Consider the following 25,733-nt stretch of genomic DNA (forward strand, 5'->3'; position numbering starts at 1 on the left):
TGTTACCCATGCATGATCGTTCCTCGATCATTGCGGGCCAATTATGACCATCGCTGGCCGAACGAGGGGGGACCGAAGCCCCGCGCCCTGATCTCGGCACCGCCTCAACCTCCTGGCATGTGTTGCCAGCCGGCTAACAGGCGCCAAATATTCTTCGCGGCGCGTAGGGCTTCGATTGACGCGCCGAGATGTCCGCCTTTTGATTGCAATAGCGCGGCACCGCCGCCACCCGCCGCCGCCTGCTCGCCGAGGCACTGGCGCCGGCCGTTGCGCGCGAGATGGAGGCGGCGGAATGAGCGCGCTACTCGAAAACGCGGTTCTCACGATTCAGCTCGGGCTTGGCAGCTGGCCAACATTTCGCCGAGAGCTTAATCGATCATCGGCCAACCCTCTGGGGTGGCCAGGAAGCAGACACGGCCCGTCGCCGATCCCTTTGTCCCCCCAAGGCCAATCGTTGGGGCGCCGCGATGCGACGACGAATCCTTGTGGCCTACCGATTCCGTTGGGTTGACTCAAGATTGCAGGTTTGATTGCCTGATCGTCCAAGTATGGGGGGGTGATCATGCTTAAATGCTTGCGTCTACCACGAGCCGCCGTTTTGAGTACGGCGATCGGTTTGTCTGTTCTCGCCGCGGTGCCAGCGGGAGCCTTGGCCGACGAAATATTCACCTACACAGGCAATTCGCTGTCTGCGATAGGCCGTGTGGGGGATTACATCACTGCCTCAGTTACATTGAGTTGCACCACATGCTCGGCCGGAACCCAATACAACTATGGGACGGGCAACGACACCATCTCTGTTTTTACGTTGTCCGTCTTTGACGCCTCTAATATTTTACTATTGTCACTAACATCCACTCAGACACCGGATATTCATTCGCAAGGATTTATATCGTTAGATGCGGCAGGGCAGATAGCGACTTGGGATCTATCAATTCAACAAACAGTTCCAAATGCATCTCCCACGCTTCTTTATGGGCTTTTCACCAACGGGGCGGTCCAGGGTGGGGCGCAGGACCAGTTCGCTTGCTTTAACAATGTGACGTGCCATTTTGACGAGTTAAGTAATACGCCTGGATCGTGGTCATCGCCCGCGATAATTCCCGTTCCCGGTCCAAGCGTGGGTACTGGCCTGCCCGGGCTAATTATTGCAGGCGGCGTCGTTCTCGGCTGGTGGCGACGCAAGCGGAAGACTGCGGCGGCGACTTGAGCGCGTAGTGACGCCAGCGAAATCAGAACTCCCGGTTCATAGCGAGATGCTTCCGGCGAAGCCAGACCCTTCAAGACCCATCCGAACGGATATCCCGGCTTAGACTACCTTTTGTGCTTCGGGATTTTCGCATATTTCGAAATGGCGCGAGATTGCCTATCCGGCAGGTCGCACGGTCGTGGGCCGCCTCACGAGAGGCCGTGCATTGCTTTTGTTGATTGCAACGATCTCATTGGGCCAAGTTTCCAACGGGGCAGGTAAGCCACTCCCATTTGCCGTTTCGAACGTTCGTGGCGAACTGGCAAAAGATGGTGCAGTGCGTTTCCTCGAATGTCTGATAGACGAGACATCCCCGAGCGATCAGCAGATGCGTACCGGCCTGTATGCCAGTCTTATCAATTGGGATAGTTGGTCCCGCGACCGCATTAGAGCCGATATTACTAGCATTTGGATAAATAGTGGCCCCGCCCATGATCGACTGATTCAAGAGGCACGAGGTCCGCAATTCTATGTCAACAGCGGGCCACTGCTTACTTTCCGGCCAAACGTGCGGGCCAGTGATTTTTTTGTCCAACTCTATCGATGTGAGAGACAGGGTTGTTTTGGAGTTGAGGGCCGGGAATCTTCCAACGTTTTGGTATGTCGCGATAACGAGGGGGCCATCGTCAGCGTCAATCGGCTTAAGGAAATCGACGGACATTGGACCCAGCCACGCGCGGTTGGAAGCCTCCATTGTTGCACGGTAAATTTTATTGGCATCAACAGCCGCATTGGCCTGTCGCTGAGTTTCTTTGAAGGCACAAAAAGCAGTGTAAGCGCCAAGTACAACAAATAGGAGCGTGGCAACGGCTATTCCAACGCTGCTCCAGAGTGCCCAAACTTGATGGCGCCAATAGCGGCGCTCATCAGCCTGATAATCGCTATTGTTTGCATAGCAGTGTGGATACTGGGATTGAGAAGGGACGATCGAATTCTTATCGTCCCATCCGTAGTCGGGTTCATTTTCGGGAACGGAATTTTCTTCGCTTGGCTCCTTTTTTGGTTCTTCAGCCAACGTCATTGCTCCGAATATCGCGAGGCCTATCAAGAATTTCCGTATGTCACGTTGTCTGAGAACGTCTTCGCCGCCCCGGGGATCGACGTCTCAGCAACGCGCTATCGCTGCTCCAAAGATATCAGCGTTCTCCCTGTTGTTGTGCCGGAATTGAAACTCCGCAACATATATAACGGCATGTACTTCTTGCTGACCTTGTGGAAGGTGCCGACAACGCCGCGCGAACCAGACACCTGGTGATCGGGTTCTCCCGCTGCGTACTTCAACATGCGGCATCAATACCGTCCGACTCGGGGATCGGAAGCCGCCCCCACCGACTGCGTTGGTCGCTTGCTGAAAGCTGTCAATCAGTCTTGGCGGGTTTTCGGGTCTGGTGAGCCTGATTTGGGGACTTACTTGGGGACCAAACGTTACTCGCCTTCACAATGTTCTATAAAATCAGATGCTTGGCAAGATGACTGGCGGAGCCGGAGGGATTCGAACCCTCGATAGGGCTTTACAACCCTATAACGGTTTAGCAAACCGCCGCCTTCAGCCACTCGGCCACAGCTCCGTTGCGGCGGATATGCCCGAGGAGGGCGCAAGCCGCAAGCAGCAGATTCCAGATCGCCCGATTCCGACGCTGTTCGACTTTGTCGGTGCGTCGGATTTCGGCTTCAGGTGAGGTTTGCGTGCCTTTTGTGCAACAGCTTTTGGAAATCATCCCTTCGGAACCCTGCCGGAGGCCGCCTTTATATTGCGCGCGCCGGGAGCTTCGGTAATTTCCTCGTCGCGACGGAGGGGGGCACCTGAAGTCGTCCCGTTCTTAGGTGGTTCGCTGGAATTTTCCGCTTTCGAGCGGAAGGGGCGAGGGCGCTAAGATGCTGAGCAGTGTCCCGGGGGGACATATCTGGGGACATGGGGGACCTGCTCAGCACCCACGGGCACAGGCGCCAGCGGACCTCGCTTGAGAAGCCCCTTCTCTTCATCACCATGAAGTTCCTTAACGTCACGCCTCGCTCGATGCGGCGTACGATCTCACTTCAGGATGATCAGTTCCCTAACCGCGGCGGCAGATTCCACGAAGTTTGGGGGGCATTCGTCGGCTGCAAGCTTGAGTAGGCGCTGGGCCTCCTTCCGGTTTTTATTCAAGAGCGCAAATTCGCCGGTATAGAAATTGGCCTCGCAGGTCTGTGCCTGCTTGGTCTTCGGATCGGTGTCGAAGGCCGCGGCGAAGGTCTGTTCGGCGTTGGCTTCGCCGAGGAAGTGGTGGATCACCGGCGCCGGCCACACCGTCATATCCAACTGCTTGGCCGCCTCCGCCAGATGGCTAGGCGCGCCGTTGCGCCGCTCGGCGAGATCGCGCCAGAGCGCGGCATAGGCATCCTTCGGGTTGATTTCGAGAGCCTTCCTGAAATCGGCCGCAGCGTCCGCAGTACGGCCGCCAACGACGTAATACGCAACACCCCGATTGAAGTAGGCCGCACCATTTTCGGCATCGAGACGGATCGATTTCGTGAAGTCTTCGATTGCCGCCGGACTATTGCCGAGAATGTTGGACAGACGGCCGCGGGTGAAGTAAGCCGGGGCATAGTTGGGATCGAGCCGAAGCGACTCGTTCATGTCGGCCATAGCCCCGCTCAAATCGCCTTTGCTCCTGTACAAGTCGCCGCGCGAGAACAGTGCCAGCGCATAAGTTGGGTCGAGACTGATCGCCTCATTCAGATCGGCAAGGGCACGATCGAGGTCGCCCTTGTTCCTGTAGAGGTTGCCTCGGGCCGCATAGGCCCAGGCGCTTTTGGGATCGAGGCGAAGGGCGGCATCGAAATCGCCAAGAGCGTGCTCGGGATCGGATTTGCTCAAATAGGCATTGCCTCGATTAAGGTAAGCGCCGAGGTTGCCGCTGTAGAGACGGATGGCTTCGCTGCAGTCCGACAAGGCACGGTCGAAATCCTGCTTGGTCCACCACCATCCGCATCGGCTGCTCAGCGCGGCCGAGCGGTCCTGTGCGTTCGCCTTGGGATCCTTGATCACACGGTCACAAGCCGCGATGCTTTCGCTGGCCTTTCCCAACTGCCCAACAAATTTGCAAGCTTCGAGATCATTTTGGCTGTCGGCCCGCGCCGGACCCGACAGGGCTATCAGTACGGCGAAACTTGCGAGGAGCACCGAAATACGCATCTTCCCTCCAGTCCTGGCCCCCGCCAGTTGGTTACGGTCCTGACTACCTACGTCGTCAGGCAAGCGATCGGCAATATCCTTGAAGAGAGCCGGCGAGGACCATCAAACATCACTTCGGCGTCGGCGTGTGCATGCCGAAGATGGCGTCATTTTGCATTTGCAGAGGAGGCAGACCCTGGCTGGCGTGAAATCCGCCACCTGCAGGGATGCGCTTGCTTCAATTCGAGGCAGGGCTGGGGAAGCTTGGAATTTTGGTCGACGACGCAAACGTTACGGCAAGTAGTGGTTCTCGCGATGCATGGATTTCTCACTCGCGAGTTTTATCGCCTCTACCATACATTGTAACATAGTATTTTTTCCCTCATTATAAGAAAAAAATATTCGCCCACTTTGCGCAGCGGTAATTATGTAGTGAAATATTTTGGGAGTCAGAGGCATAGATACTATTTCGGCTTGACCGAAGGTATTTTTGATCAGCCGTATTTGCAGATTTGCAACACCTTTAAGAAAAAGGACCATCACAGCTTTTTACAAGCCAAGTTTAAATTGCCTTTGCTTGGTTAACCGGCAACTCTCGCGACATGAATAGGCATTGGATTCGCCGCGCGGGGACGTAGCCGGCGAGACTTTGCGGCGAATTTTTGGGGGGCCCGGAAGGACAAGACGGGCTCGAATTTCACAGGACTTGTTAGGGGGACCACATGAGATCGAACATCAAGGCTCTTCTTGCAGCAGCAGGTGTGGCCGCCTTCGCGTTCTCGCCGGCAAACGCGTATGAAGCATTATACCCGGGCTGGTCTCAGAAGCCGGGCGCACTGATTGGCTCCAGCGCCGGCGTGCCGCCGCCGGGCATCTACATGATCAACCAGGTGTTCACCTATCAGACCAACCTGTCAGGTCCCGGCACCCAGAACATCCCGCTTGGTAACCATAACGCCGTCCAGGCTGCAGTCGACGTGCAGGCCTTCCTTTTCGTTCCCGGTTGGACCTTCCTCGGTGGGAACTACGACTTTATCATCGGGCAGCCGTTCGAAATGTTTAGCATAGGCGGGCCGCTCAGCGTCATCAACCCGGCCGTTCCAAGCGCCAATAGTGGGGTTGTACGCACCTTCATCATCAATGAATTGAGCTGGACCAAGATAGCGGGTACCGGCTTTGGGGTGAAGACCGGCTTGAATATGTATGTTCCGACCGGCACCATTCAGGGCCCGACTGGCCTCGCCAACGTCGGCGCACCTTTCACGACTTTCAACCCCGAATTGTTCCTTTCATATTTAGGGGGCGGCTGGAATCTCACCTCTGCTATGTTTCTTGAGATCAACACCGCGAACACCCGAACCAACTACACCACCGGTGACATTTTCCATGCAGACCTAACCGCCACCTATACCCTCGGAAAGTGGACGTTCGGGCCTGTCGGCTATTACGTCGCGCAGGTTTCAAACGACAAGTGCCCGATCGGCGTCTGCACCGCCTTCTATCCGGCGGGCACTTTGGGGAATGCCTCGAGGTTCCAACTGTTCGCCGTCGGCGGCCTGATCGAATACAACTTCGGTCCGGCGAGCTTTTCGGTGTGGGCGACGCAGGAGGTCTTTGCGAAGGCCTCTAACTCGGCCGCCGCGGCGCTGGGGGCCACGACCGACGTCTCTCTGATCACCCGGGGTATGACGGTCTTTGGAACGCTGAGCTATGCACTGTGGAATCCGACGCCGCCGGCGGCGGCGCCAATGATCCACAAGTAGGAACTGACGCATAAGTTCTAAAGCAACGAAAAGCCCCCTTTCGACACGATGTCGGAAGGGGGATTTTATTTGGCCAGATCGTCACCTAAGTCGGAAGCAGCGCAACGGCAGGTCGATAGTGAAACAACTCTTTTCGATTGAGGCACTTGTTACCGACCGCCCCGCCAGAGTCCCGCCCAAGGTTTCCGTCGCTCGAGACACTGCAAGATGAATAGGATCTGACAAGCTTGCCGCCACAGCGTGGCCTCATAGCGGCTCAACCGATCGAGCGGATAGGTCGGCAGGTTTGACAGATGGACAAAGGAGCGCGTGACCTTGTCAAATTGATCAGCCGGCACCGTGGTCGATTGTAAGCCAATATCGACACCGCCCGCGCGGTCAATCTCATTCTGTCGCGTTTCGTCTTCGGTCCCGACCGTATCCCGGTACATGCCGTCGACGACATTAGGGCGCTTTTGATACGCCTTTCTTTGCTGCCGGCATTGCAGCAGTTGTCGGGCCTGGATCTTGAACAGGCCGCTCTCGATCGCGGTAGCGCGACGCAGCCGCCATAACATGCTCGCCAATCTGAGCACCAGTTCTCTCTCGACCGCCGATTGCGCGTCATAGTCGGCCGTAATGGCCATTTCGAAGGCCGCATAGTCTTCGGCATCTTCCAGCGCATCGATCACCGTTTCCGCGGTGAGCCCATGACGAACGGCATTTTGTCGCGACGTTCCCTTGCCTTCCTCGGTCACAGGTCCGGTGCTGTGCTGCGCATTGCGGCGGTTGGCTTGGATTTGCCGGAACGATGTCATTCTGCGTCCGGGCCAAGAATTGGCTTCGTTTCGTCAATTTGAAGCCGGACGACCGCGCCGGAATTGCTTCCGTTGACGTTGGCCGGCCGTTCGATGTCGGCTGCGAGCCCTGTCGTTGGCGTTGCCGCATGCGTCATTGCCCACAGGCTCGCGGCAATGACCAGAGGATCGATTCCCTGTTTCTGCCACCAGGCGCGCTCGTTGCCCCGCCGGTGAAGTTCGCGATGGTGCAGCCTGCAGATAGGAACGGTGAAGCGGTCGCTGACCTTCCGCCCCATCGCGCGCTGCTCGGCAAACTTGATGTGGTGGGGATCCGACGGGGTGCGGCCGCAGACGAGGCAAGGCTGAGCGGCTACGAGCCTCAGATGCTCGCGATCGCGTTCGCGCACGGGCTTGCTGATGACCGTGACCGTCTGCTCGGCAGGATCGACCTGTGATGGCTGGTTGCCCTGCCCATTGGCATCCTGATGTTTGGGTGCGGTCAGCCCAAATTTCTCGAGCTGGTTCAGCCTGGTGGTGAAGGCATCCTCGATCGCTTGGGCGTCCGCCTTTGAAAGCTGGTTTTTCAGGGGCAGGCCATTGTGGGCCCAGCTGGCGAGAACCCCGGTGTCTTCGAGCTGCTCAATCTCTGAGGCCAGCCGCCGACGTAGATCAGCCGATGCTTCAGCCGACAAAGTTGGTGGCCTCGACCTTTCCGATCGGGCTCGCTTTTCCGCAGCGTGCAGCGGCCGGCCAGCGGCTTGCGTGCCTCCACCTTCCTGACAGGGCCTCAGCGGTCGATCTTGGGAGCCGGATAGGCCACCTGCTGGCAAAATGTCGGGCGCATCGAGGTCATCCTCGCCGGCAATCCCCACCAGGGTGAACAGGGCATAGCGGCGGGCGTAGGTGAGGGCGGCCCCTAACCGATGCGGCGCGGCCGTTTCGCTGACCGGGCAGACCGGCCAGTCGGAGGAGACCCATTCGCCGGAGGCGTGGACCAGCGTGGTGGTCAGCCGGATCAGGCCGCTCTTGCCGTCGATGGCGGTGGCCTGCACGGTGGCGATCTCGTGCTGGCCCAGACATTTGCGGACCAAATCGAGCCCCGACGACAGCGACGCATAGCGAAAGCTCCGCACCGCCTCGCGTGGGAAGGGGGAGACGATGGTTGCGGTCAAGGATTTTTCCGGGTTTTGGATCTCGGCTTGCGCCTTGGCCAGCGCTGCCGCGAGCGCTCCGATGCTTTCACTAGAGCGTTGCATGGCTGGCCTCCGCTGCTAGAACCTCGAAACTGATGGCGCCGGATTTTGATCGTTTGGCCCGCAGCCCATGACCTGAGGCCTCTCTGGCGTCCTCAGGCACTAAGGCCTTCAGTTCAGCCTTGGCGCGGCCATGGTCAACCGCCGCGTCGTGGGTCACCCGGTAGAGGTTTGCAAACTCCGCCCACGCGTTCGACCCGCTCATGTCGACGGTCCTCACAGCTTCAACCCTCGGCCGAGGTGGTTCGACGCCGAAGAGGTGAGGGGGCTCACCGCTTTCGACACAACGCCAGAATTTCCGTTCTGCGGTCAGCAGCAGGTGCTGGTAGAGCGGATCGGCTGAAATCGCGATCTCCACCCATTTGCCGCCGCCGGTGATGATGGACAGCACCGCCGTCCGCGACGCCGTGACCCACATATTGTGCTGCAACTGCGCCATGTGTTTTTCGGCAGCCGCTTCCTCCGAAAAATTCCACGGCAGCATGAACTTGGCTTCGAACACGGCGCCGGTGGCCTCAATCCTGCCGTCGAGGGTTGCTGCCATCCAGCGGTGTACGGCATGAAACACCTGCCGCTGTACCTCCGTGACGGCGTGGCCGGTGTTCTTTTCGTACCAGCGCCGGTTCAGATGCTCGGTAACGCTGCCGAGCTGGACCAGGAGGTCGCCCGAAAGGTCCTCGGGTTCGACCTCGCCGCGCTTCTCCCGCCAAAGACGGACCAGCGCCGCCTCGTCCTCGCCCATGATGGTCCGGGCGTCGGAGCCGCCAATAAAAGAGCGACGATTGCGGGAATCGGGTATCTCATCTGCCGAAGTCATTTTTTTGCAAACACCCTAAAGTAACACGCCCTTCGTCATCAACAATAATTATTGATACTCGAATGGTTAGGCCATGTCAACAATATTTGTTGATATTCCGATGACGCCGGCCCAGTCACGAGCCGCTCGAGCTTTATTGGAGATCAATCAGTCAATCCTCGCCCAAAACGCGGGATTAGGCCTTTCTACAGTTGTCGATTTTGAAAGGGAGCGGCGACAGGTTTCGGAGGATGCGGTACTCGCAATGAAGGCCGCACTTGAACGAGCGGGAGTTATTTTTATCGAAAAAAACGGGGGTGGGGAGGGCGTCCGGCTTCGAAGGCCAAGTCGAAGTCATGGCATGAAACGGAAATAGGTTCCGCTGCGATTCCGCCGCAGTCCAGAACACCGACGTGCTCGTTGAGTTAAGCTGCGATACCTGCTTGTGGCCCCTGCAAATAATCCTGCCGCTCCTTAAGCCAGTGAAGCGATTGAGCATTTGCACGCGCAGCAAAAAAGCGCCCCTCCTGCAAATGGCTAAAAGCCCGCTGCCAAAGAGAAATAGAGGAGCACCGGCTTCATTGCCCTATAGAAAGCTATTTTTGCAAAACGAAGCCAATTTTCTGCTTTGGAATCATGTTGGTAGGTTTTTCAGCCCGCTGATACATTGACGAGACTCGGCCATGTCGGGTCCGGGCAACTTAAAGCTCTCAGGTGACTCCCGTACGAAACGGGATCATCCGACTTCCGGTTTCTTTGCGATCCCGCCACGGCAATGACCGGCTGAAAGAGGCTGCACAATCCTCGGCAAGCGCTGGCCACCGGTCACGCGACTGTTCGCTACGGGCGAACAAGACCGCATAGCATGCATGCCTGCTGATGTCGGCTGCGTGAACTCAAGCTACCCGCTCAGACAGGTGCTGGTACCGCGAAGTCGATGACCGGTCCGAGCGGCACCACACCTGTCGGATTGATGTTCGTATGGCTCTCGTAGTAGTGCCGCCGAATGTGGTCGAGGTTAACCGTCTCCGCAACTTTTGGCAGGCTGTAGATATCTCGGGTAAAGCGCCAGAGCGCCGGATAATCGGCGATGCGCCTCAGGTTGCACTTGAAATGCCCATGGTACACGGCATCGAACCGCACCAGCGTGGTGAACAGCCGTATATCGGCTTCGGTGAGCCGGTCGCCAGTCAGGAAGCGTGTTTTTGAGAGCCGCCCCTCCAGCCAATCGAGCGCCTCAAACAGCGTCACGGCGGCTTCTTCATAGGCGGTCTGCGTGGTGGCAAAGCCAGCGCGGTATACGCCATTGTTGACTTCCCTGTAGATGCGCTCATTGAGCGCGTCTATCTCCGCTCGCAAGGGCGCAGGGTAGTAGTCGTCCGATGCCGCCCCAATGCCGTTGAAGGCGCTGTTGAACATTCGGATGATCTCGGAGGATTCGTTGTTGACGATGGTGCGACGCACCTTGTCCCAAAGGACCGGCACCGTAACGCGACCGGTGTAGTGCGGATCCGCCGCAACATAGATCTGGCTCAGTGTTTCCGCGCCGTTGATCGGATCGCCCGTCACGCATGGGCCAGGAGTGAAGGTCCAGCCGCGCTCGCGCATGTGCCAGTGCACCACCGAAAGCGAGATGGCGCTTTCCAGTCCCTTCAGCCGCCGCATGATCAGCGTCCGGTGCGCCCAGGGACAGGCCAAGCTGACATAGAGGTGATAGCGTCCCGGTTCGGCCGGAAAGCCACCCGCCCCGGTCGGACCTGCCGCGCCATCGTTTGTCACCCAATTGCGAAAGGTGCTGGGTTTGCGCTCAAAGCGGCCGCCAGTACCCGTTGTATCGTACCAGACGTCGCGCCACTCGCCGTCGACCAGCATTCCCATCTCAAGTCTCTTGCTTCGTCAGGTTGCCGCCGGGGAAAATCCACCGCTCGAGCCCATTCTAGATCATGATGCGATTGGTTGCATCATGATCTCATCTCTTTGTTCAAGCATGATCTCCACGCAAGCGCCTTCCGCGTTTGTTGGCTAAGGGAAAACCGGTTTCCAAAGCGCTGACGCATAGCTTTTAACACGACAAGATTCCCCCTTTCGAGGATGTCGGAAGGGGGATTTTTCGTGGCCAAAGCTGTGCAATCATTTCGCCCGAATTAATGCTGAGCACATGGACGCCCCGCCGGCTAATTTCCGGTGACAGGACCGCATCGAGCCCCCATCTATTTCCTCGGGATTTCAGCACCCATGTAGCCGAACAGAAATCCCGCCACCTTTCGCATCTGGATCTCCTCGCTGCCCTCGGTGATGCGGTAGCGGCGGTGGTGGCGATAGATGTGCTCGAACGGCTTGTGACGTGAATAGCCCATGCCGCCATGGACCTGCATGGCGCGATCGGCGGCTTCACAGCACAGGCGGTTTGCCCAATAATTGCACATTGAGACCTTATCGGAGAGCGTTCGCTCGATCTGCTGTTCGCTGAGCTCGTCCATCTCGCAGGCCGTCTTGCGGATCAAAAGGCGCAACATTTCGGCTTGGGTCGCGAGCTCGACCAGCGGGAACTGGATCGCCTGGTTTTCAGCCAGCGGCCGGCCGAAGGGTTTGCGCTCGCGTGCGTATTTGACACTTTCCTTGATACAATAGACCGCAGCACCCAGCGAACTCGCCGCTTGGCGAATCCGGTTCTCATGGACGAAGCACTGTGCGAGCGACAGTCCACTTCCAACCTCGCCGAATAGGGCATCCTCTGCCACGAACACGTCGGTAAAGCTGACGCGCGGATGATCGGTTGGCATGTTGAAGGTCCACAGATACTCCTCGACCCTGACGCCGGCGCTATTCGCCGGCACCAGAAAACAGGTGATGCCGCGCGCATCGCCGTCCTTGCCTGAGGTGCGCGCGAATAGTGCGCAATGCGTGGCGGTGTGCATGCCGGTCGTCCACATCTTCTCTCCGTTGATGAGCCAGCCTTTGAAGTTGCCGCGCGTGGCCGGAATTGCCCGCGTCTCCATATGAGTGGCGTCCGAGCCGTGATATGGCTCGGTTAAGCCGAACGTTATGCGGTACTTTCCGGTAATCGAGCCGTTGATCATCTCCTTCTGGTCCTCGCGGCCGTAGCGGTCGAGCATAGTCACGATGGGAAAATTGCCGACGATGGAATGCTCGTTCTGCAGATCGTTGTGCAGGCCCAGGCCCTTGGATGCAAAATGCTCGCGGATCACGGCCATCCAGAGGTTGGAGCCGTCCTTGCCGCCATAACGCTTGGACAAAGCAAAGCGCAGATGACCGGCGGCATCGGCGAGGTCCTTGGCCTTGCGCAGCAGCGCTTCCCATTCGGGTCGGGGCAGTCCGCCGCCCTCGTAATCCGTGCGAGCCCATTCGCGCCGATAGTCGAAGAACCGAATGTTGTCGTCGGTTTCCTCCAGCGGCTTGATTTCGCGCTCGATAAATCGGTCGAGTTCCTCGAGATAGGCGGCAAGACTGGGCGGCAGCGAAAAATCCAAGGCGGTCTCCCACGAAGCATGAGAAGGGGTTTTCGTTCAGATTAATTTTAGGCGAGAAGCCGACGCGTGAGTCAAGTAGTGTCCCGGTTCTGACATTCGTATCCTATCGCGGCGAGTTCGTTTACGAATGTCAGAACCAAAGGGACGCTAGAGCTCCGATTCCGAAGTTCGCAAGCTAACGCGGCGACCTCTGATGCGAACTTCGGAATCAAAGGAGCTCTAGCAACTTTTTAATTCTAGTGCGGCTCTGAATTTGAAGTTCCTATCACGAACTTGCCGCGATACCGATAGCAAGTTCAAATTCGCCGCACTAGCAAATATTGGATTCTAGTGTGGCTCTGACTCTGACGTTCCTTTGACGAGGTCGCAGCAAAAATGAAAGGAACGTCAGAGTCGCCACACTGGCGCCTTGCGCGTTTCGATGATACCGGGTGGTCGTAGCGGATAAAGTGCCGATTTTCCTCGTTGCGGTTGCGGAAACCGGGGCGGGAGCAAAATGGAGCTGAAATTTACCCGAATGAAGCGTAAGGGCGCTATCACCATGGTGATGCCATCGGCCCGCTCTGCCGGCGGCCCGCCGCCAGTCGAGAGAGGATGATGGAGGAAAAACTCGCTCGTGGCGTTGGCTCCTGGTTTCCCGGTGCGATTGGAGTCGCCGATGCAGAGAAACTTTCCGGCGGGGCCAGTCAGGAAACCTGGCGCTTCGACATCGTGCATCCGGAAGGGAACTTCGGTGCGATTCTGCGTCGGGCGCCCAAGGGCTATGGCGCGGCACCGTCCCGCGCGGCGGGACTCAATGCTGAAGCCAAACTTATGCAGCTGGCGTTCGACGCTGGCTTACCGTCACCACGAGTGCTGCATGTGCTGACGACCGAGGATAACCTCGGTACGGGCTTCATCATGCAGCGGGTGGATGGCGAGACCATCGCGCGCAAGATTTTGCGCGAGGAGGAATTTGCCGACGCGAGGCCGAGAATAGCCCATCAGCTCGGCCGTGTGCTCGCCGGCATTCACAGTTTGCCGGACACGCAATTGCCTGAGCTGCGCCGCATGACTGCCGCGAAGGAGCTCGATGAATTCGAGCGCGACTATCGAAGCCTGAACTGGCCGAAGCCCGTGTTCGAACTGGCGCTACGCTGGCTACGCGACAACGATCCCGGGGTGTCCACGGAGGTGACCTTGGTGCATGGCGATTTCCGAAACGGCAATCTCGTCATCGACCGCGACGGAGTTCGGGCGGTGCTGGATTGGGAGCTCGCGCACCTTGGCGATCCCATGGAGGATCTCGGCTGGGTCTGCGTCAACTCCTGGCGTTTCGGCGAGATCGACAAGCCGGTCGGCGGCTTCGGCTCGCGCGAGGAGCTGTTCGCGGGCTACGAGGCGGCCGGTCGCCGCGTCTATCCTGCGCGGGTGAGTTTTTGGGAAGTTATGGGCACGCTGCGCTGGGGCCTGATGTGCGGCGGTATGATGCAGCGTTTCCGCGAGGGTCCGGATCATTCCATGGAACGCGCGATGATCGGACGCCGCGCGTCCGAAACAGAAATCGATTTGCTGAGGCTATTGGCTTCGCGCGGACATTGACCATGCAGGATGAACCGACACCGATCGAGCTGACCAGGGCAGTCGCCGATTTCCTACGCAACGAAATCACTCCGATTATTTCAGGCCACCATGCTTTCAAGCTGCGGGTCGCGATCAATATCCTCGATCTTGCGACGCGGCAATTGATGTTGGAAAAGGACAGCGACAGGGAGGAAGTGGAGCGGTTGACCAATCTGCTGGGAATGAAGGGCACGGTGATGGAACTCAACCGCGTGCTGGCCGAGCGGATTGCGAAGGGCGAGTTAGATCTCAGGACCTCCGGGCTCGCCGCGCATCTTTGGCAGACGACGATGGAGAAGCTTGCTGTCGATCAGCCGAACTACGCATCTTACAAGCGGGAGCTCGCAAGGGACAAGGGCGCATAGTGTCTTTCTCCGGGTGCTGGTTTTTCCGCCGTGCGTAAGACTTTTCGTACCCGAACCGAAGAGCCTTACTCGATCTTGCCGCGATGCAGGTCGGCCTCGATCTGCAGCCGCGTTCCGCCGCCGAAGCGCGCACGATAGACCTGCAGATTCTCCATGATCCGCTGCACGTAATTTCGTGTTTCGGAGAAGGGGATCAGTTCGACCCAGTCGACCACGTCGACTTCTGGATCGCGCGGATCGCCGTAACGGTCGATCCATTTCTTCACGCTGCCGCGCCCGGCATTGTAGGCGGCAAAGGTCATGACGTAGGAGCCGCGGTAATCCTCGATCAAACCGCCAAGCTCGGCCGCTCCCAGTGCTGCGTTGTAGACCGGATCGGTTTTCAGTCGGCGGAGATCGAAGGTGGCGCCATATTTCTTGCAGACATATTGGCCGGCGTCCGGCGTCACCTGCATCAAGCCGTAAGCCTGCGCCGGCGACACCACGGACGGATTGAAGGCGCTCTCCTGGCGCGCGATGGCATAGATGATGCTCTGCTCGACCTCGGGACCAATCGATCTGAACGGCGGAATTCCGGTCACCGGATAGGCATAAAAATCGAATGGCAACCCGCGATTGAGCGCGGCCTTGCCCAACAACAGCATGGCACGCGCATCGCTATTGCGTGACGCCAGCTGGCCCAGTCCCACCAGTGCATCGGGATCGCCGTTTTCGCCCATGTCGGCAAAAATGGGAATCGCGATTTCACCTTCGTCGAGTTCATAGAGCAGTTGCACTGCGCGGACGATCTCGAGCCGTTCCACCGCGCGGCCGCGCGCTGTCGGCGCGTCGTTCAATTCGAGCTGCGGCAAGCCGAGTTTTGCTCGCGCCAATTGGCCGTAGTAACTGGTCGATTGTTCCGCGGCCGCAGCGTAGGCGGCGCGCGCTTCCTGCGAACGGCCCGCGGCTTGGGCGGCGCGGCCCTGCCAATAACCGGCGCGTGCCAGCGTGGTAGGGTTGGCGCTGCCTACGCCGATGCGCGCGAAATGCTGCGCCGCGGTCGAGGGGTCATTGAGCAGGCGCAGCGCGATCCAGCCGGCGGTGAACTCCTGTTCGGTCTTGTAGATGTCGCGGCTCGGCAGTGCGGCGTCGCGTGCAACGAGATAGGCGGTGCGATGATCGCCGACATCGATCAGCTTGCGCGAGATCAGCCGTCGCTCGATCCACCATTCATCGAGGTTGTAAAGGCGGTTGGGGTCCTTCGGCACGCTCATCATGAGCTGCGCGGACTCGGCGGTTTTTTCTTCGCGACGCAGCAGCTGGATCTTGCTGAAGATGTAGCCGGGATCGCTGTGCAGCTCGTGCGGAACCGCCTCGAGCAGGGCACGGGTGTTGGGCGCCTTGCGGTACGCCGCGATACGCGCTCTGGCGAGCGCAACATAGGCGCCGCCGAGCCGCTTGGCGGCCCGCATCGCCGCGTCATGCTCGCTGCCGTAAAGCAGAGAATCCATCCGCGCCTTATGATCGCCCGCCGTGATCAAGGCCCCAAACTGATCGAGGGCGGCATTCTCGGTATCTTCCGACATGGAATCGTTGCGCCAGGCATCCCGCACCAGGCGCTCTGCATTGGCCTTGTCGCCACGCGCGATCATGACGCGCGCCAGCGAAAACTTTCCCTTGCCCGATATCGGGGATTCGTTCTCGAACCACGCCCATACCGTTGCATCGTCGCGATGGTCATCCCACAGCGCAGCCTCGAGGCGCCGACGCAGGAAAGTCTGCGAAGGCCAGCTCGGATTGGCGGAGAGGAAGGCGCGATAGCGCTCGACGGAAGCGCCGTTATCGTCGCTGCGCAGGATAATCCACTCCGCAAGCTTTCGCGCCACCGGATCGGAAATGGACGCCTCGACCTGCGAGGCGTCGGAGGGCTTGTGCTTGCGCACGAGTTCGATGACGTTTTCGAGCGTGTCCTTGTCGGCCTGGGAGGTCGACGAGGTCGCGGCGACCGCAGCGGGAATAGCCGGCTTTTGCGCCGCTGGCGAAGCATGGCGCCGGGTTGCCGCAGCGAGCGGGACGGCTGGCGCGGCAGGCACGGCGGCATTCGTCACGGCTGCGGTTCTTGCGACTATTTTCGCCGGGTTCCTCTCTGCGCTTTTCTCCGTATTCCCGTCCGCATGCCTGTCCGCACCCTTGGCGACACTCTTGTCCGCGCTCTTTTCTGCGTTCTTGGCGGCGTTCTTGGGCACGACATTGCGTGCGATCGGCCGCGGCTTCGGCAGCGGAATTTTGGATTTGTCGGAGGCCTCGGTTTTCCACGCCGAAGAAAGCAGGGCGATCGCCAGCGTTGTGACGATGGCAGTCGATCGCAACGAGGCTGCGCGGGTAGATTGGATCACGGCATTCCTTTGCGGCGAATCACGGGACAGCAGTCGTCCTTAGGTCTATTTGATTGAATTTGTGGAAAAAATGCGAAATTACGCCGCCAACCTGCCGGGTCCGAAGGTCACCTTATTGTGCGGCGTGCTCGTGGCCGGTTCTGCTCTTTCGCGAGCGCGCCATACCCGTTATGAATCACCAGATTGGTCAATCATGTAGCGGCAGAGCCGTAAACCTTGCGCGTTTGGAGAGAAGTCCATGGCAGCCAAGACGAATTTCCGGGGTTCCTTTACCGCCTTGGTGACGCCGTTCAAGAACGGCTCCCTTGACGAGGCGGCGTTCCGTTCCCTCGTGAGCTGGCAAATCGCCGAGGGCACCCATGGTCTGGTGCCGGTCGGAACTACCGGTGAGAGCCCGACGCTAAGTCACGACGAGCACAAGCGTGTCGTCGAATGGTGCATCGACGAGGTGGCCGGCCGCATTCCCGTGATCGCGGGCGCAGGCTCCAATTCGACGAAGGAGGCGATCGAACTCGCCGAGCACGCCGAGAGAGCCGGCGCCGATGCGGTGCTGGTGGTGACGCCCTATTACAACAAGCCGACCCAGGAGGGCATGTACCAGCATTTCAAGGCGATCAACGACGCCATCGGAATTCCGATCATCATCTACAATATCCCGCCGCGCTCGGTGATCGACATGAGTGTGGACACCATGGCGCGGCTGTTCGAGCTCAAGAACATTGCCGGCGTCAAGGATGCGACCGCGAGCATGGTGCGCGTTTCGCAGCAGCGCGCGAGGCTGGGCGAGGATTTCAACCAGCTCTCCGGTGAGGATGCCACCGTGATCGGTTACATGGCCCACGGCGGCCACGGCTGCATTTCGGTCACCTCCAACGTCGCGCCGCGGCTGTGTTCGGAGTTTCACCTCGCCTGGCAGAGGGGCGACCTGGCGACCGCACTCAAGCTGCACGACAAGCTGATGCCGCTGCATATGAATCTTTTCATCGAGTCCAACCCGGCGCCGGTGAAATACGCGCTGTCGCTGCTCGGCAAGATCGAAGAGAAGCTGCGCCTGCCAATGGTGCCGGTCAGCGAGCCCACCCGCGTGGCCGTGCGCGGCGCGATGGTGCATGCGGGGCTGATCAACTGAAGTCCAGATCGTTCCCCCTTGAGGAGTGCTCCGGCTCGCGAGGTTGAACAGAAGGGCGTTCAAGATGCTGAAGGAATTTCGCGACTTCGCGATGAAGGGCAATGTGGTCGACCTCGCCGTCGGCGTCATTATCGGCGCGGCCTTCGGCGCTATCGTGAATTCGCTGGTTGCTGACATCATCATGCCGATCGTTGGCGCGATCACGGGCGGCCTCGACTTTTCGAACTATTTCACCGGCCTGTCGAAATCGGTGACGCAAGGCAACCTGGCGGATGCAAAAAAACAGGGCGCGGTGCTTGCGTGGGGCAATTTCCTCACCATTACGCTGAACTTCATCATCATCGCGTTCGTGCTGTTTCTGGTGATCCGCGCCATGAACCAGCTCAAGCGCAGGGATGAAGCGCCGCTGAAGCTCAGCCGGGAGGAAGAGCTTTTGACCGAAATTCGCGACCTCCTGAAGAAGGGATAAAGTGGCCGAAAAGAACGAGCGCGCAATCAAGGTCGTTGCCGAAAATCGCAAGGCGCGGTTCAACTATGCCGTCGAGGACACGGTCGAGGCGGGGATTGCGCTCACCGGCACCGAGGTCAAGTCGCTGCGCAGCGGCAAAAGCACGATCGCCGAATCCTATGCCGATTCCAAAAATGGCGAGATCTGGCTGCTCAATGCCAACATTCCGGAATATCTGCAGGCCAACCGCTTCAACCACGAGCCGAAGCGGCCTCGCAAACTCCTGTTGCACAAGAAGCAGATCAGCCGCCTGATGGGCGCGGTCGATCGCGAAGGCATGACGCTGATCCCGCTCAAGCTCTATTTCAACGAGCGCGGCCGGGCCAAGCTCCTGCTCGCGGTGGCCAAGGGCAAGAAGCTGCACGACAAGCGCGAGAGCGAGAAAAAGCGCGATTGGGGCAGGGAGAAGGGTCGCTTGCTGCGGGCCCGGGGATAGGACGTCACAGCAATGACGACCAACGGAGAGTGCACAGATGAACCAGAAAAACCTGTTGGACGTCGACTGGAGCAAGATTCCCGCGCCGATCGACGATGGCGCCGCCACCCATCTGGTCGGTCTGAAGATCCCGCCGGTCAGCCTGGTTGCAACCGACGATACTTCGGTAACGCTGTCAGCGCTGCGGGGGCGCAGCGTGGTGTTCGCGTATCCCAGGACCGGCGAGCCCGGCAAGATAGCTTTGGTCGATGACTGGGATATGATTCCGGGCGCCCGCGGCTGCACGCCGCAAACCTGCTCCTTCCGCGACTTGTTCGCGGAACTTAAGGCCGTCGGCGCTGCTCACGTCTTTGGCCTCTCGACGCAGAGCAACGCCTATCAGGCCGAGATGGCCTCACGGCTGCATTTGCCGTTTCCAGTGCTGTCGGATGAGAAGTTGGCGCTGACGCGCGCGTTGGGCCTGCCGACCATGGAGGTGGCCGGCCTGACCCTGATCAAGCGGCTGGCGCTGATCATCGACGGCGGGCGCATCACACAGGTGTTTTATCCGGTGTTTCCACCCGACCGGAATGCCAGCGATGTGCTGGAATGGCTGAAGGAAAATCGGATTTGAACGCGCCGGCCGGACCGACCTTGCTCATTTGAGGTCGGCGCGGACCTTCGCGAAAACATCCCGAAACATTTTTGGGGTCAGCACACCCGTATTGGTGTTGTATCGGGAGCAATGATAGCTGTCGTAGAGCTTCAGCCGGCCTGCCTGATGAATCGCCCCATGGGCAAAGGGCGCCGCAGAGCCGCGGAGACCTAACGCCTTCACGGTCGATTCGTGCGCGACCCGGCCGAGTGTCACAATCGAGCGCAGCCTGGGCATGGCTTCGATCGTCGCCAACAGGAAGGGCCGGCAATTGTTGATTTCGGCTGGCAGCGGCTTGTTCTGCGGCGGCACACAGCGCACCGCGTTGGAGATCAGGCAATCGACCAATGTCAGCCCATCATCGGGCCGGGCCTGATAGACGCCCCTGGCAAAGCCATATTCGATCAGCGTTGCGTAGAGCAGGTCGCCTGCGTAGTCGCCGGTAAACGGCCTCCCGGTACGGTTGGCGCCCTGCAGTCCCGGCGCAAGCCCGATGATCAGCAGCCGCGCATCGGCGTCACCGAAAGAGGGTACCGGCGAATTGAACCACTCGGCTTCGCGGGCCCGCGTAGCCGCCCGGAAGCTCGCAAGCCGCGGACAGAGCTGACAATTGCGATCGGGTTCGGCGCGCAGGCTGGCGGCGGAGGGTTTGGTCGAGCCGGAAGCCGCCCCCATCTCAATCGTCGAAATCTTCACCGCCCCTTGGCGCCATGGTGGTCGCCCGCTGCAGGAATTGTGGCGCGTGGTGTCGCGGTTCGCGCGGCGCCGGACGCTCCGACGGGTCGCGGCCGAGCTTGGGTTGCAGCTCCACGAGATCAGTAAAAACGTCGGCCTGGCGCCGTAATTCGTCAGCAATCATCGGCGGTTGACTTGAGATGGTCGATACCACCGTCACGCGCACCCCCCGCCGCTGGACGGCTTCGACCAGGGAGCGGAAGTCGCCATCGCCGGAGAACAGTACGATCTGGTCGACATGTTCAGCCAGTTCCATCGCATCCACCGCCAACTCAATATCCATATTGCCCTTCACCTTGCGCCTTCCGCTGGCGTCGATGAATTCCTTGGTGGCCTTGGTAACGACGGTATAGCCATTGTAGTCGAGCCAGTCGATCAAGGGCCTGATCGATGAATACTCCTGATCCTCAATGATGGCCGTGTAGTAGAACGCCCGGACCAGGGTTCCCCGGCTTTGAAATTCCTTGAGGAGGCGCTTGTAATCGATGTCGAAGCCTAGCGTTTTCGCCGTCGCGTATAGATTGGCGCCATCGATAAACAGGGCGATCTTATTGGAAGAAGGGGACATTCAGAGTTCTCACGTGGTTATTCTCGATGGACTCTAAGGCTTGGCGGCAGCGGCACGAATAATTCGAGGTGCTGCCAAAAGCCCAGCGGGTTCGAACGGGCGGACTCGCCGCTAGAAATAAGGAAGGTCACTGCTATCGAAGGTAGATTTTGATGACGCCATAAAGCGTCTTCGTGTCCGGGCAGCCGATTGTTACGGCTTAAATGCTGCCGTACCCCCCAAAACGCGTTATCAGAGCAAATCATCAAGGCCAAATCACAATTTAGTCTTGCGAAAAGAGCCCCATAGTTATAACTACCCCGGACCAATCACCATATTCCGTCCCATTTAGCGGAGCGACAATTAATGGCGCGCGTCACCGTAGAAGATTGTATTGATAAGGTCGACAATCGGTTCGATCTGGTTCTGTTGGCGGCACATCGCGCACGCATGATCTCCTCTGGATCGCAACTTACGGTTGATCGTGACAATGACAAGAACCCGGTCGTGTCATTGCGCGAAATCGCTGAATCGACGATTTCGCCGGAGGATCTGCGGGAGGAACTGGTGCATTCGCTGCAGAAATTCGTCGAAGTGGACGAGCCGGAGCCCGATACGGTTCCCTTGATCGGATCCGATGGCGCCAGCGTGGACGCCGACGACACCGAGGTCGCTGTCGAGCGCATGACCGAAGAAGAGCTCCTCAAGGGCCTCGAGGGCCTCGCCCCGCCCGAGGAGCAGCCGGAGGAAGACGAGTAGTCTTTACGCCTTGCATCCAGTGGTTTAGTTAGGTGCTGCCATTTGAATCGGCAGGGGGCCCGGACATTGGTCCGGGCCTTTTGCATTCCATGTCTTCATCGCTACCAGGCACGTACGGGGCGAATTCTGCCGAGCTGGCTCCAATTTGATCGGAAGATCGGCGGTTTTCGCGTTAGACTGAGTATGGTCCCGAAATCGAGTGTTCCCGGTCTGGAATGGTGACGTTCCGGCTGAAAACACTAGATTATCTAAATCCTGCTAGAAGGCGGGCGAGCCCCCAGCTCGCGAAGGCATGGTTTCATGGCGTATTGGCGCCGCAACTCGGAGCAGATGCAAGCCGCGACCGATTCGGTCGCCGTGGCGCCGCAATCGGCCGTGTCGGCGCAGACCAGATCGGGCAAGTCGCCCCGCGCGCGAATGATGCGCCAGTACGATCTGGTCGAACGCGTCAGGTCATATAATCCCGACACCAACGAGGACCTGCTCAACCGCGCCTACGTCTACGCGATGAGGGCGCATGGTTCGCAGACCCGCGCCTCAGGCGACCCGTTTTTTTCCCATCCGCTCGAAGTTGCCGCCATCCTGACCGGTCTGAAGCTCGACGATGCGACCATCGTCGCGGCGCTCCTCCACGACACCATCGAGGATACCGAGGCCACCCGCGCCGAAATTGACCTCGTGTTCGGAAAGGAAATCGGCGCGCTGGTCGAAGGTCTCACCAAGTTGAAGCGGCTTGAGCTGGTGTCGCGCGAGGCCAAGCAGGCCGAAAACCTGCGCAAGCTGTTGCTGGCGATATCGGACGACGTTCGGGTTCTCCTGATCAAGCTCGCCGATCGCTTGCACAACATGCGCACGCTCGAATTCGTATCGCCCGCGGCGCGCCAGCGCGTCGCCGAGGAGACGCTCGACATCTACGCGCCGCTCGCCGGCCGCATGGGCATGCAGGAGATGCGGGAAGAACTCGAGGATCTTTCCTTCCGCACGCTCGATCCGGACGCCTATTCGGTGGTTCGGCAGCGGCTGGATTCGCTGGCTGAGCGCAACCGCAACCTGATTGGCGAAATCGAAAGCCAGCTCTCGAAAAACCTTCAGAAGAACGGCATGACCGCGCATGTCTTCGGGAGGCGGAAGCAGCCGTTTTCGATCTGGACCAAAATGCAGCGTAAGTCGGTCGGCTTCGAGCAACTGTCCGACATTTTCGCCTTCCGGATCGTGATGAACAACGTCGAATCCTGCTATCGGGCGCTCGGCATCGTGCACACGACCTGGCCGGTGGTGCCCGGCCGGTTCAAGGACTACATCTCGACGCCCAAACAGAATGATTACCGGTCGATCCACACGACCGTGATCGGTCCCGGCAAACAGCGGGTCGAACTGCAGATCCGTACCGAGGAAATGGACGAGATTGCCGAACTCGGCATTGCCGCGCACGCCTTTTACAAGGACGGCGTGGGTTCGCCGACCGAACTTCTGAAACGCGAATCCAACGCCTTCGCGTGGCTTCGCCACACCATCGCCATCCTCTCCGACAGCGCCAATCCCGAGGAATTTCTCGAGCACACCAAGCTCGAATTGTTCCACGACCAGGTGTTCTGCTTCACGCCCAAGGGCAAGCTGATCGCGCTGCCGCGGCATGCCAACGTGATCGACTTCGCCTATGCGGTGCACACCGATGTCGGCAACAGCGCGGTCGGGTGCAAGATCAACGGCAAGTTCTCGCCGTTGTCGTCCGAACTTCAGAACGGCGACGAGGTCGAGGTGTTGACTTCGGAAGCCCAGTCTTCGCCGCCCTCGGCGTGGGAATCGCTGGCCGTCACCGGCAAGGCGCGTGCCGCGATCCGGCGCGCCACGCGCACGGCGGTGAGGGATCAATATGCCGGGCTTGGCCGGCGCATCGTGGAGCGGCTGTTTGCCCGTGCCAAGATCGACTATGCCGACGACAAATTGAAGGGTGCATTGCCGAGGCTGGCGCGGGGCTCGGTCGACGACGTGATGGCGGCCGTCGGACGCGGCGAAATGAAGGCTTCCGACGTCGCCCGAGCCATGTATCCCGATTACAAGGAGGAGCGGGTCGCCCGCTATGGCGCGAAGAAGGGGCTTGCGGCCAAGCTGAAGCTGAAGTCGCCGCCCGAGCCCGTACGAAGCCCTTCCGCCATTCCGATTCGGGGCATCAATTCGGATTTGCCGGTCAAGTTCGCGCCCAATGGCGGCGCCGTGCCCGGCGACCGCATTGTGGGCATCGTATCTCCGGGCAAGGGAATTACGATTTATCCAATTCAATCGCCGGCATTGAAGGATTTCGAGGAGGAGCCGGAGCGGTGGCTCGACGTGCGCTGGGACGTCGACGACTCAACGCCGCAGCGTTTTCCGGCCCGCATTCTCGTCGACAATGTCAACGAGCCCGGAAGCCTCGCTCAGGTCGCCACTGTGATTGCTGAGCACGACGGCAATATCGACAATATCAGCATGTTCCGTCGCTCGCCCGACTTCACCGAGCTCACCATCGATCTCGAGGTCTATGACTTAAAGCATCTCAGCGCTATCATCGCGCAGTTGCGTGCCAAGGCCGTGGTCGCCCGGGTGGAGCGTGTCAACGGCTAGTTTCTTGCGTCGCTGTCCGTTCAGCGTGAACGGCACTCTTGCGCCGTCCTGAACGATGACCAGAATGTAACTCCTTTCCGTCCGGCGAGCTTTTCCATGGCCACTCCTGCGCTCCGTCTCGGGGTTAACGTCGATCACGTGGCGACCCTCCGCAACGCGCGGGCAGGCGCGCGGCCCGATCCGGTGCGGGCCGCGCTGCTGGCGATCGAGGCCGGCGCCGACGGCATCACCGCGCACCTGCGCGAGGATCGCCGCCACATCCGGGACGAGGACATGGCGCGGCTGAAGGCCGAAATCTCAAAGCCTCTGAACTTCGAAATGGCGGCGACTTCGGACATGCTGCGCATTGCGCTCGCTACCAAGCCTCACGCCGCCTGCCTCGTGCCCGAGCGGCGCGAGGAACTTACGACGGAGGGAGGACTCGACGTGGTCGGGCAGCACGATGCGCTTGCGCCGTTCATTGCCCGCCTGGGCGAGGCCGGCGTGCGGGTGTCGCTGTTCATCGCCGCCGATCCGCGGCAGATCGAAATGGCGGCGAAGCTGCGCGCCCCTGTCATCGAGATTCACACCGGCGCATGGTGCGACGCGGTGGTCGATGGCCATGCGGCGAAAGCGGAATCCGAATGGCGGCGCATCGTGGAGGGCGCAAGGCTTGCACGGTCGATTGGTCTGGAGGTGCATGCCGGGCACGGTCTCGACTATGCAACTGCCGAGAAGATCGCCTCGCTCTCCGAGATCGTCGAGCTGAATATCGGATACTTCATGATCGGGGAGGCACTGTTTACGGGTCTTGCCGAAACGGTTCGGGCGATGCGGGCGGCGATGGATCGCGGCCGCAAGAGCGCTGGTTCCGCGTCTTCGGGCAAGACACAGGCGGGCAGGGCATGATCCTTGGCATCGGCTCCGACCTGATCGACATCCGTCGCGTCGCGAAGGTCATCGAACGGCACGGCGATCGTTTTATCGACCGGATTTTTACCGAAGCCGAGCGCACCAGGGCCGAACGCCGGGCCAAAAACGAAAAGATGGTGGTGGCGACCTACGCCAAGCGTTTTGCCGCCAAGGAGGCCTGCTCCAAGGCGCTCGGTACTGGTATCCGGCGCGGGGTCTGGTGGCGGGATATGGGGGTCGTCAATCTGCCGGGGGGGCGCCCGACCATGCAACTGACGGGCGGGGCGCTTGCGCGTCTGGACGCGCTGACGCCCGAGGGCTTTGTGGCCAGCATCGACCTCAGCATCACCGACGACTGGCCGTTGGCGCAGGCCTTCGTCATAATTTCGGCCGTCGAAGCCCGCAAAGCCTGAGCTTATGCGGCTGGCAGGCTCGCGCCAAGCGCGGCAAACCAAAGTCTGTGACTTTTCAGTATCTTGCGAACTTTTGATGCGGCCGTTGATTGCGTGGTTGCGAACAACCGTCTAAAAGCCGCAGGGAACAGCGAAAAGGGCGAATTCGGCTTGCGCCGGAGCTCGCCGCAACATCAGAACCAGGCATTTTTCCTGACGCGAAGCGAAGAACGATTCGCGAAGAAAAATGTTCTGTCACGGCGCAGGCACCAAG

23 protein-coding genes and 1 tRNA gene are annotated in these 25,733 nt (G+C 59.5%); 13 read left to right on the plus strand and 11 right to left on the minus strand.

Translation table 11 applies throughout. From position 1 onward, the window contains the following. The first annotated feature begins 598 nt into the window (after window positions 1-598). Window positions 599-1,210, plus strand: a complete 612-nt coding sequence (locus tag VNX23_RS02995) for a hypothetical protein (RefSeq protein WP_325627690.1) — start codon at window positions 599-601, stop codon at window positions 1,208-1,210. A 229-nt stretch (window positions 1,211-1,439) separates the two neighbouring features. On the opposite strand, the gene VNX23_RS03000 is transcribed toward VNX23_RS02995, so the two are convergent. After that, window positions 1,440-2,264 carry a hypothetical protein gene (locus tag VNX23_RS03000; RefSeq protein WP_325627691.1) on the minus strand — a complete coding sequence of 275 codons (825 nt, stop codon included), beginning with the start codon at window positions 2,262-2,264 and terminating at the stop codon, window positions 1,440-1,442. 51 nt (window positions 2,265-2,315) lie between these two features. On the opposite strand from VNX23_RS03000, the gene VNX23_RS03005 reads away from it, so the two are divergent. After that, window positions 2,316-2,504, plus strand: a complete 189-nt coding sequence (locus VNX23_RS03005) for a hypothetical protein (RefSeq protein ID WP_325627692.1) — start codon at window positions 2,316-2,318, stop codon at window positions 2,502-2,504. Window positions 2,505-2,723: 219 nt separating this feature from the next. On the opposite strand, the gene VNX23_RS03010 is transcribed toward VNX23_RS03005, so the two are convergent. Both VNX23_RS03010 and VNX23_RS03015 read right to left on the minus strand, forming a co-directional pair. Next, a tRNA-Ser gene (locus VNX23_RS03010) sits at window positions 2,724-2,817 on the minus strand. Window positions 2,818-3,281: 464 nt separating this feature from the next. Next, the gene (locus VNX23_RS03015) at window positions 3,282-4,424 is read right to left on the minus strand and encodes a tetratricopeptide repeat protein (RefSeq protein ID WP_325627693.1); all 1,143 of its coding nucleotides are present in this window, start codon (window positions 4,422-4,424) and stop codon (window positions 3,282-3,284) included. 701 nt (window positions 4,425-5,125) lie between these two features. Here VNX23_RS03015 and VNX23_RS03020 point away from each other — a divergent pair. Then, a complete protein-coding gene (locus VNX23_RS03020; RefSeq protein WP_325627694.1) occupies window positions 5,126-6,166 on the plus strand; it encodes a transporter in 1,041 nt (346 codons plus the stop codon). A gap of 149 nt (window positions 6,167-6,315) precedes the next feature. Here the strand turns inward: VNX23_RS03020 and VNX23_RS03025 are convergent, their stop codons facing one another. The 5 genes from VNX23_RS03025 to VNX23_RS03045 form a co-directional block, all read right to left on the minus strand. Beyond that, window positions 6,316-6,903, minus strand: coding sequence for a hypothetical protein (locus tag VNX23_RS03025; protein WP_325627695.1), 588 nt, complete (start codon window positions 6,901-6,903; stop codon window positions 6,316-6,318). 56 nt (window positions 6,904-6,959) lie between these two features. Further along, a complete protein-coding gene (locus VNX23_RS03030) occupies window positions 6,960-8,117 on the minus strand; it encodes an ERF family protein (RefSeq protein WP_414642940.1) in 1,158 nt (385 codons plus the stop codon). Between the two features lie 70 nt (window positions 8,118-8,187). Continuing rightward, window positions 8,188-9,015, minus strand: coding sequence for a YqaJ viral recombinase family protein (locus VNX23_RS03035; RefSeq protein WP_325627697.1), 828 nt, complete (start codon window positions 9,013-9,015; stop codon window positions 8,188-8,190). Between the two features lie 888 nt (window positions 9,016-9,903). Beyond that, on the minus strand, window positions 9,904-10,872 hold the full coding sequence (locus VNX23_RS03040) for a glutathione S-transferase family protein (RefSeq protein WP_325627698.1): 969 nt from the start codon (window positions 10,870-10,872) through the stop codon (window positions 9,904-9,906). 332 nt (window positions 10,873-11,204) lie between these two features. Further along, window positions 11,205-12,485, minus strand: coding sequence for an acyl-CoA dehydrogenase family protein (locus VNX23_RS03045; RefSeq protein ID WP_325627699.1), 1,281 nt, complete (start codon window positions 12,483-12,485; stop codon window positions 11,205-11,207). Between the two features lie 594 nt (window positions 12,486-13,079). Between VNX23_RS03045 and VNX23_RS03050 the strand changes: the two genes are divergently transcribed. Together VNX23_RS03050 and VNX23_RS03055 are read left to right on the plus strand one after the other, a co-directional pair. Beyond that, window positions 13,080-14,066: a phosphotransferase family protein gene (locus tag VNX23_RS03050; RefSeq protein WP_325627700.1), complete on the plus strand. Its 987-nt coding sequence runs from the start codon at window positions 13,080-13,082 to the stop codon at window positions 14,064-14,066. Window positions 14,067-14,068: 2 nt separating this feature from the next. Next, window positions 14,069-14,452, plus strand: coding sequence for a DUF6285 domain-containing protein (locus VNX23_RS03055; protein ID WP_325627701.1), 384 nt, complete (start codon window positions 14,069-14,071; stop codon window positions 14,450-14,452). Between the two features lie 65 nt (window positions 14,453-14,517). Here VNX23_RS03055 and VNX23_RS03060 read toward each other — a convergent pair whose 3' ends face one another. After that, a complete protein-coding gene (locus VNX23_RS03060) occupies window positions 14,518-16,716 on the minus strand; it encodes a lytic transglycosylase domain-containing protein (protein WP_414642941.1) in 2,199 nt (732 codons plus the stop codon). Window positions 16,717-17,065: 349 nt separating this feature from the next. On the opposite strand from VNX23_RS03060, the gene dapA reads away from it, so the two are divergent. From dapA to VNX23_RS03080, 4 genes are all read left to right on the plus strand, one after another. Next, complete coding sequence (gene dapA / locus VNX23_RS03065; RefSeq protein WP_325627703.1) at window positions 17,066-17,956, plus strand: 4-hydroxy-tetrahydrodipicolinate synthase; 891 nt, start codon at window positions 17,066-17,068, stop codon at window positions 17,954-17,956. Window positions 17,957-18,020: 64 nt separating this feature from the next. Beyond that, entirely contained in the window at window positions 18,021-18,425 is a 405-nt protein-coding gene (mscL, locus tag VNX23_RS03070; protein ID WP_325627704.1) for a large conductance mechanosensitive channel protein MscL, read from the plus strand. Window position 18,426: 1 nt separating this feature from the next. Further along, window positions 18,427-18,900 (plus strand): SsrA-binding protein SmpB, encoded by a 474-nt coding sequence (smpB, locus tag VNX23_RS03075; protein ID WP_325627705.1) that lies wholly within the window; start codon window positions 18,427-18,429, stop codon window positions 18,898-18,900. Window positions 18,901-18,937: 37 nt separating this feature from the next. Next, complete coding sequence (locus tag VNX23_RS03080) at window positions 18,938-19,513, plus strand: peroxiredoxin (RefSeq protein ID WP_325627706.1); 576 nt, start codon at window positions 18,938-18,940, stop codon at window positions 19,511-19,513. Between the two features lie 24 nt (window positions 19,514-19,537). Here VNX23_RS03080 and VNX23_RS03085 read toward each other — a convergent pair whose 3' ends face one another. Beyond that, window positions 19,538-20,209 carry a uracil-DNA glycosylase gene (locus VNX23_RS03085; protein WP_325627738.1) on the minus strand — a complete coding sequence of 224 codons (672 nt, stop codon included), beginning with the start codon at window positions 20,207-20,209 and terminating at the stop codon, window positions 19,538-19,540. A gap of 1 nt (window position 20,210) precedes the next feature. Further along, the gene (locus VNX23_RS03090) at window positions 20,211-20,837 is read right to left on the minus strand and encodes an NYN domain-containing protein (RefSeq protein ID WP_325627707.1); all 627 of its coding nucleotides are present in this window, start codon (window positions 20,835-20,837) and stop codon (window positions 20,211-20,213) included. A gap of 345 nt (window positions 20,838-21,182) precedes the next feature. On the opposite strand from VNX23_RS03090, the gene rpoZ reads away from it, so the two are divergent. The 4 genes from rpoZ to acpS all read left to right on the plus strand — a co-directional run bounded on the left by rpoZ (window position 21,183) and on the right by acpS (window position 25,480). After that, window positions 21,183-21,575: a DNA-directed RNA polymerase subunit omega gene (rpoZ, locus tag VNX23_RS03095; RefSeq protein ID WP_325627708.1), complete on the plus strand. Its 393-nt coding sequence runs from the start codon at window positions 21,183-21,185 to the stop codon at window positions 21,573-21,575. 300 nt (window positions 21,576-21,875) lie between these two features. After that, window positions 21,876-24,176 (plus strand): bifunctional (p)ppGpp synthetase/guanosine-3',5'-bis(diphosphate) 3'-pyrophosphohydrolase, encoded by a 2,301-nt coding sequence (locus tag VNX23_RS03100; RefSeq protein ID WP_325627709.1) that lies wholly within the window; start codon window positions 21,876-21,878, stop codon window positions 24,174-24,176. 96 nt (window positions 24,177-24,272) lie between these two features. Then, window positions 24,273-25,064, plus strand: a complete 792-nt coding sequence (locus tag VNX23_RS03105; protein WP_325627710.1) for a pyridoxine 5'-phosphate synthase — start codon at window positions 24,273-24,275, stop codon at window positions 25,062-25,064. Then, a complete protein-coding gene (gene acpS, locus VNX23_RS03110) occupies window positions 25,061-25,480 on the plus strand; it encodes a holo-ACP synthase (protein ID WP_325627711.1) in 420 nt (139 codons plus the stop codon). Before VNX23_RS03105 ends, acpS begins: the two co-directional genes overlap by 4 nt. Window positions 25,481-25,733: the final 253 nt, after the last annotated feature.

The organism is Bradyrhizobium sp. (assembly GCF_035570375.1).
Taxonomy (GTDB): Bacteria; Pseudomonadota; Alphaproteobacteria; order Rhizobiales; family Xanthobacteraceae; genus Bradyrhizobium.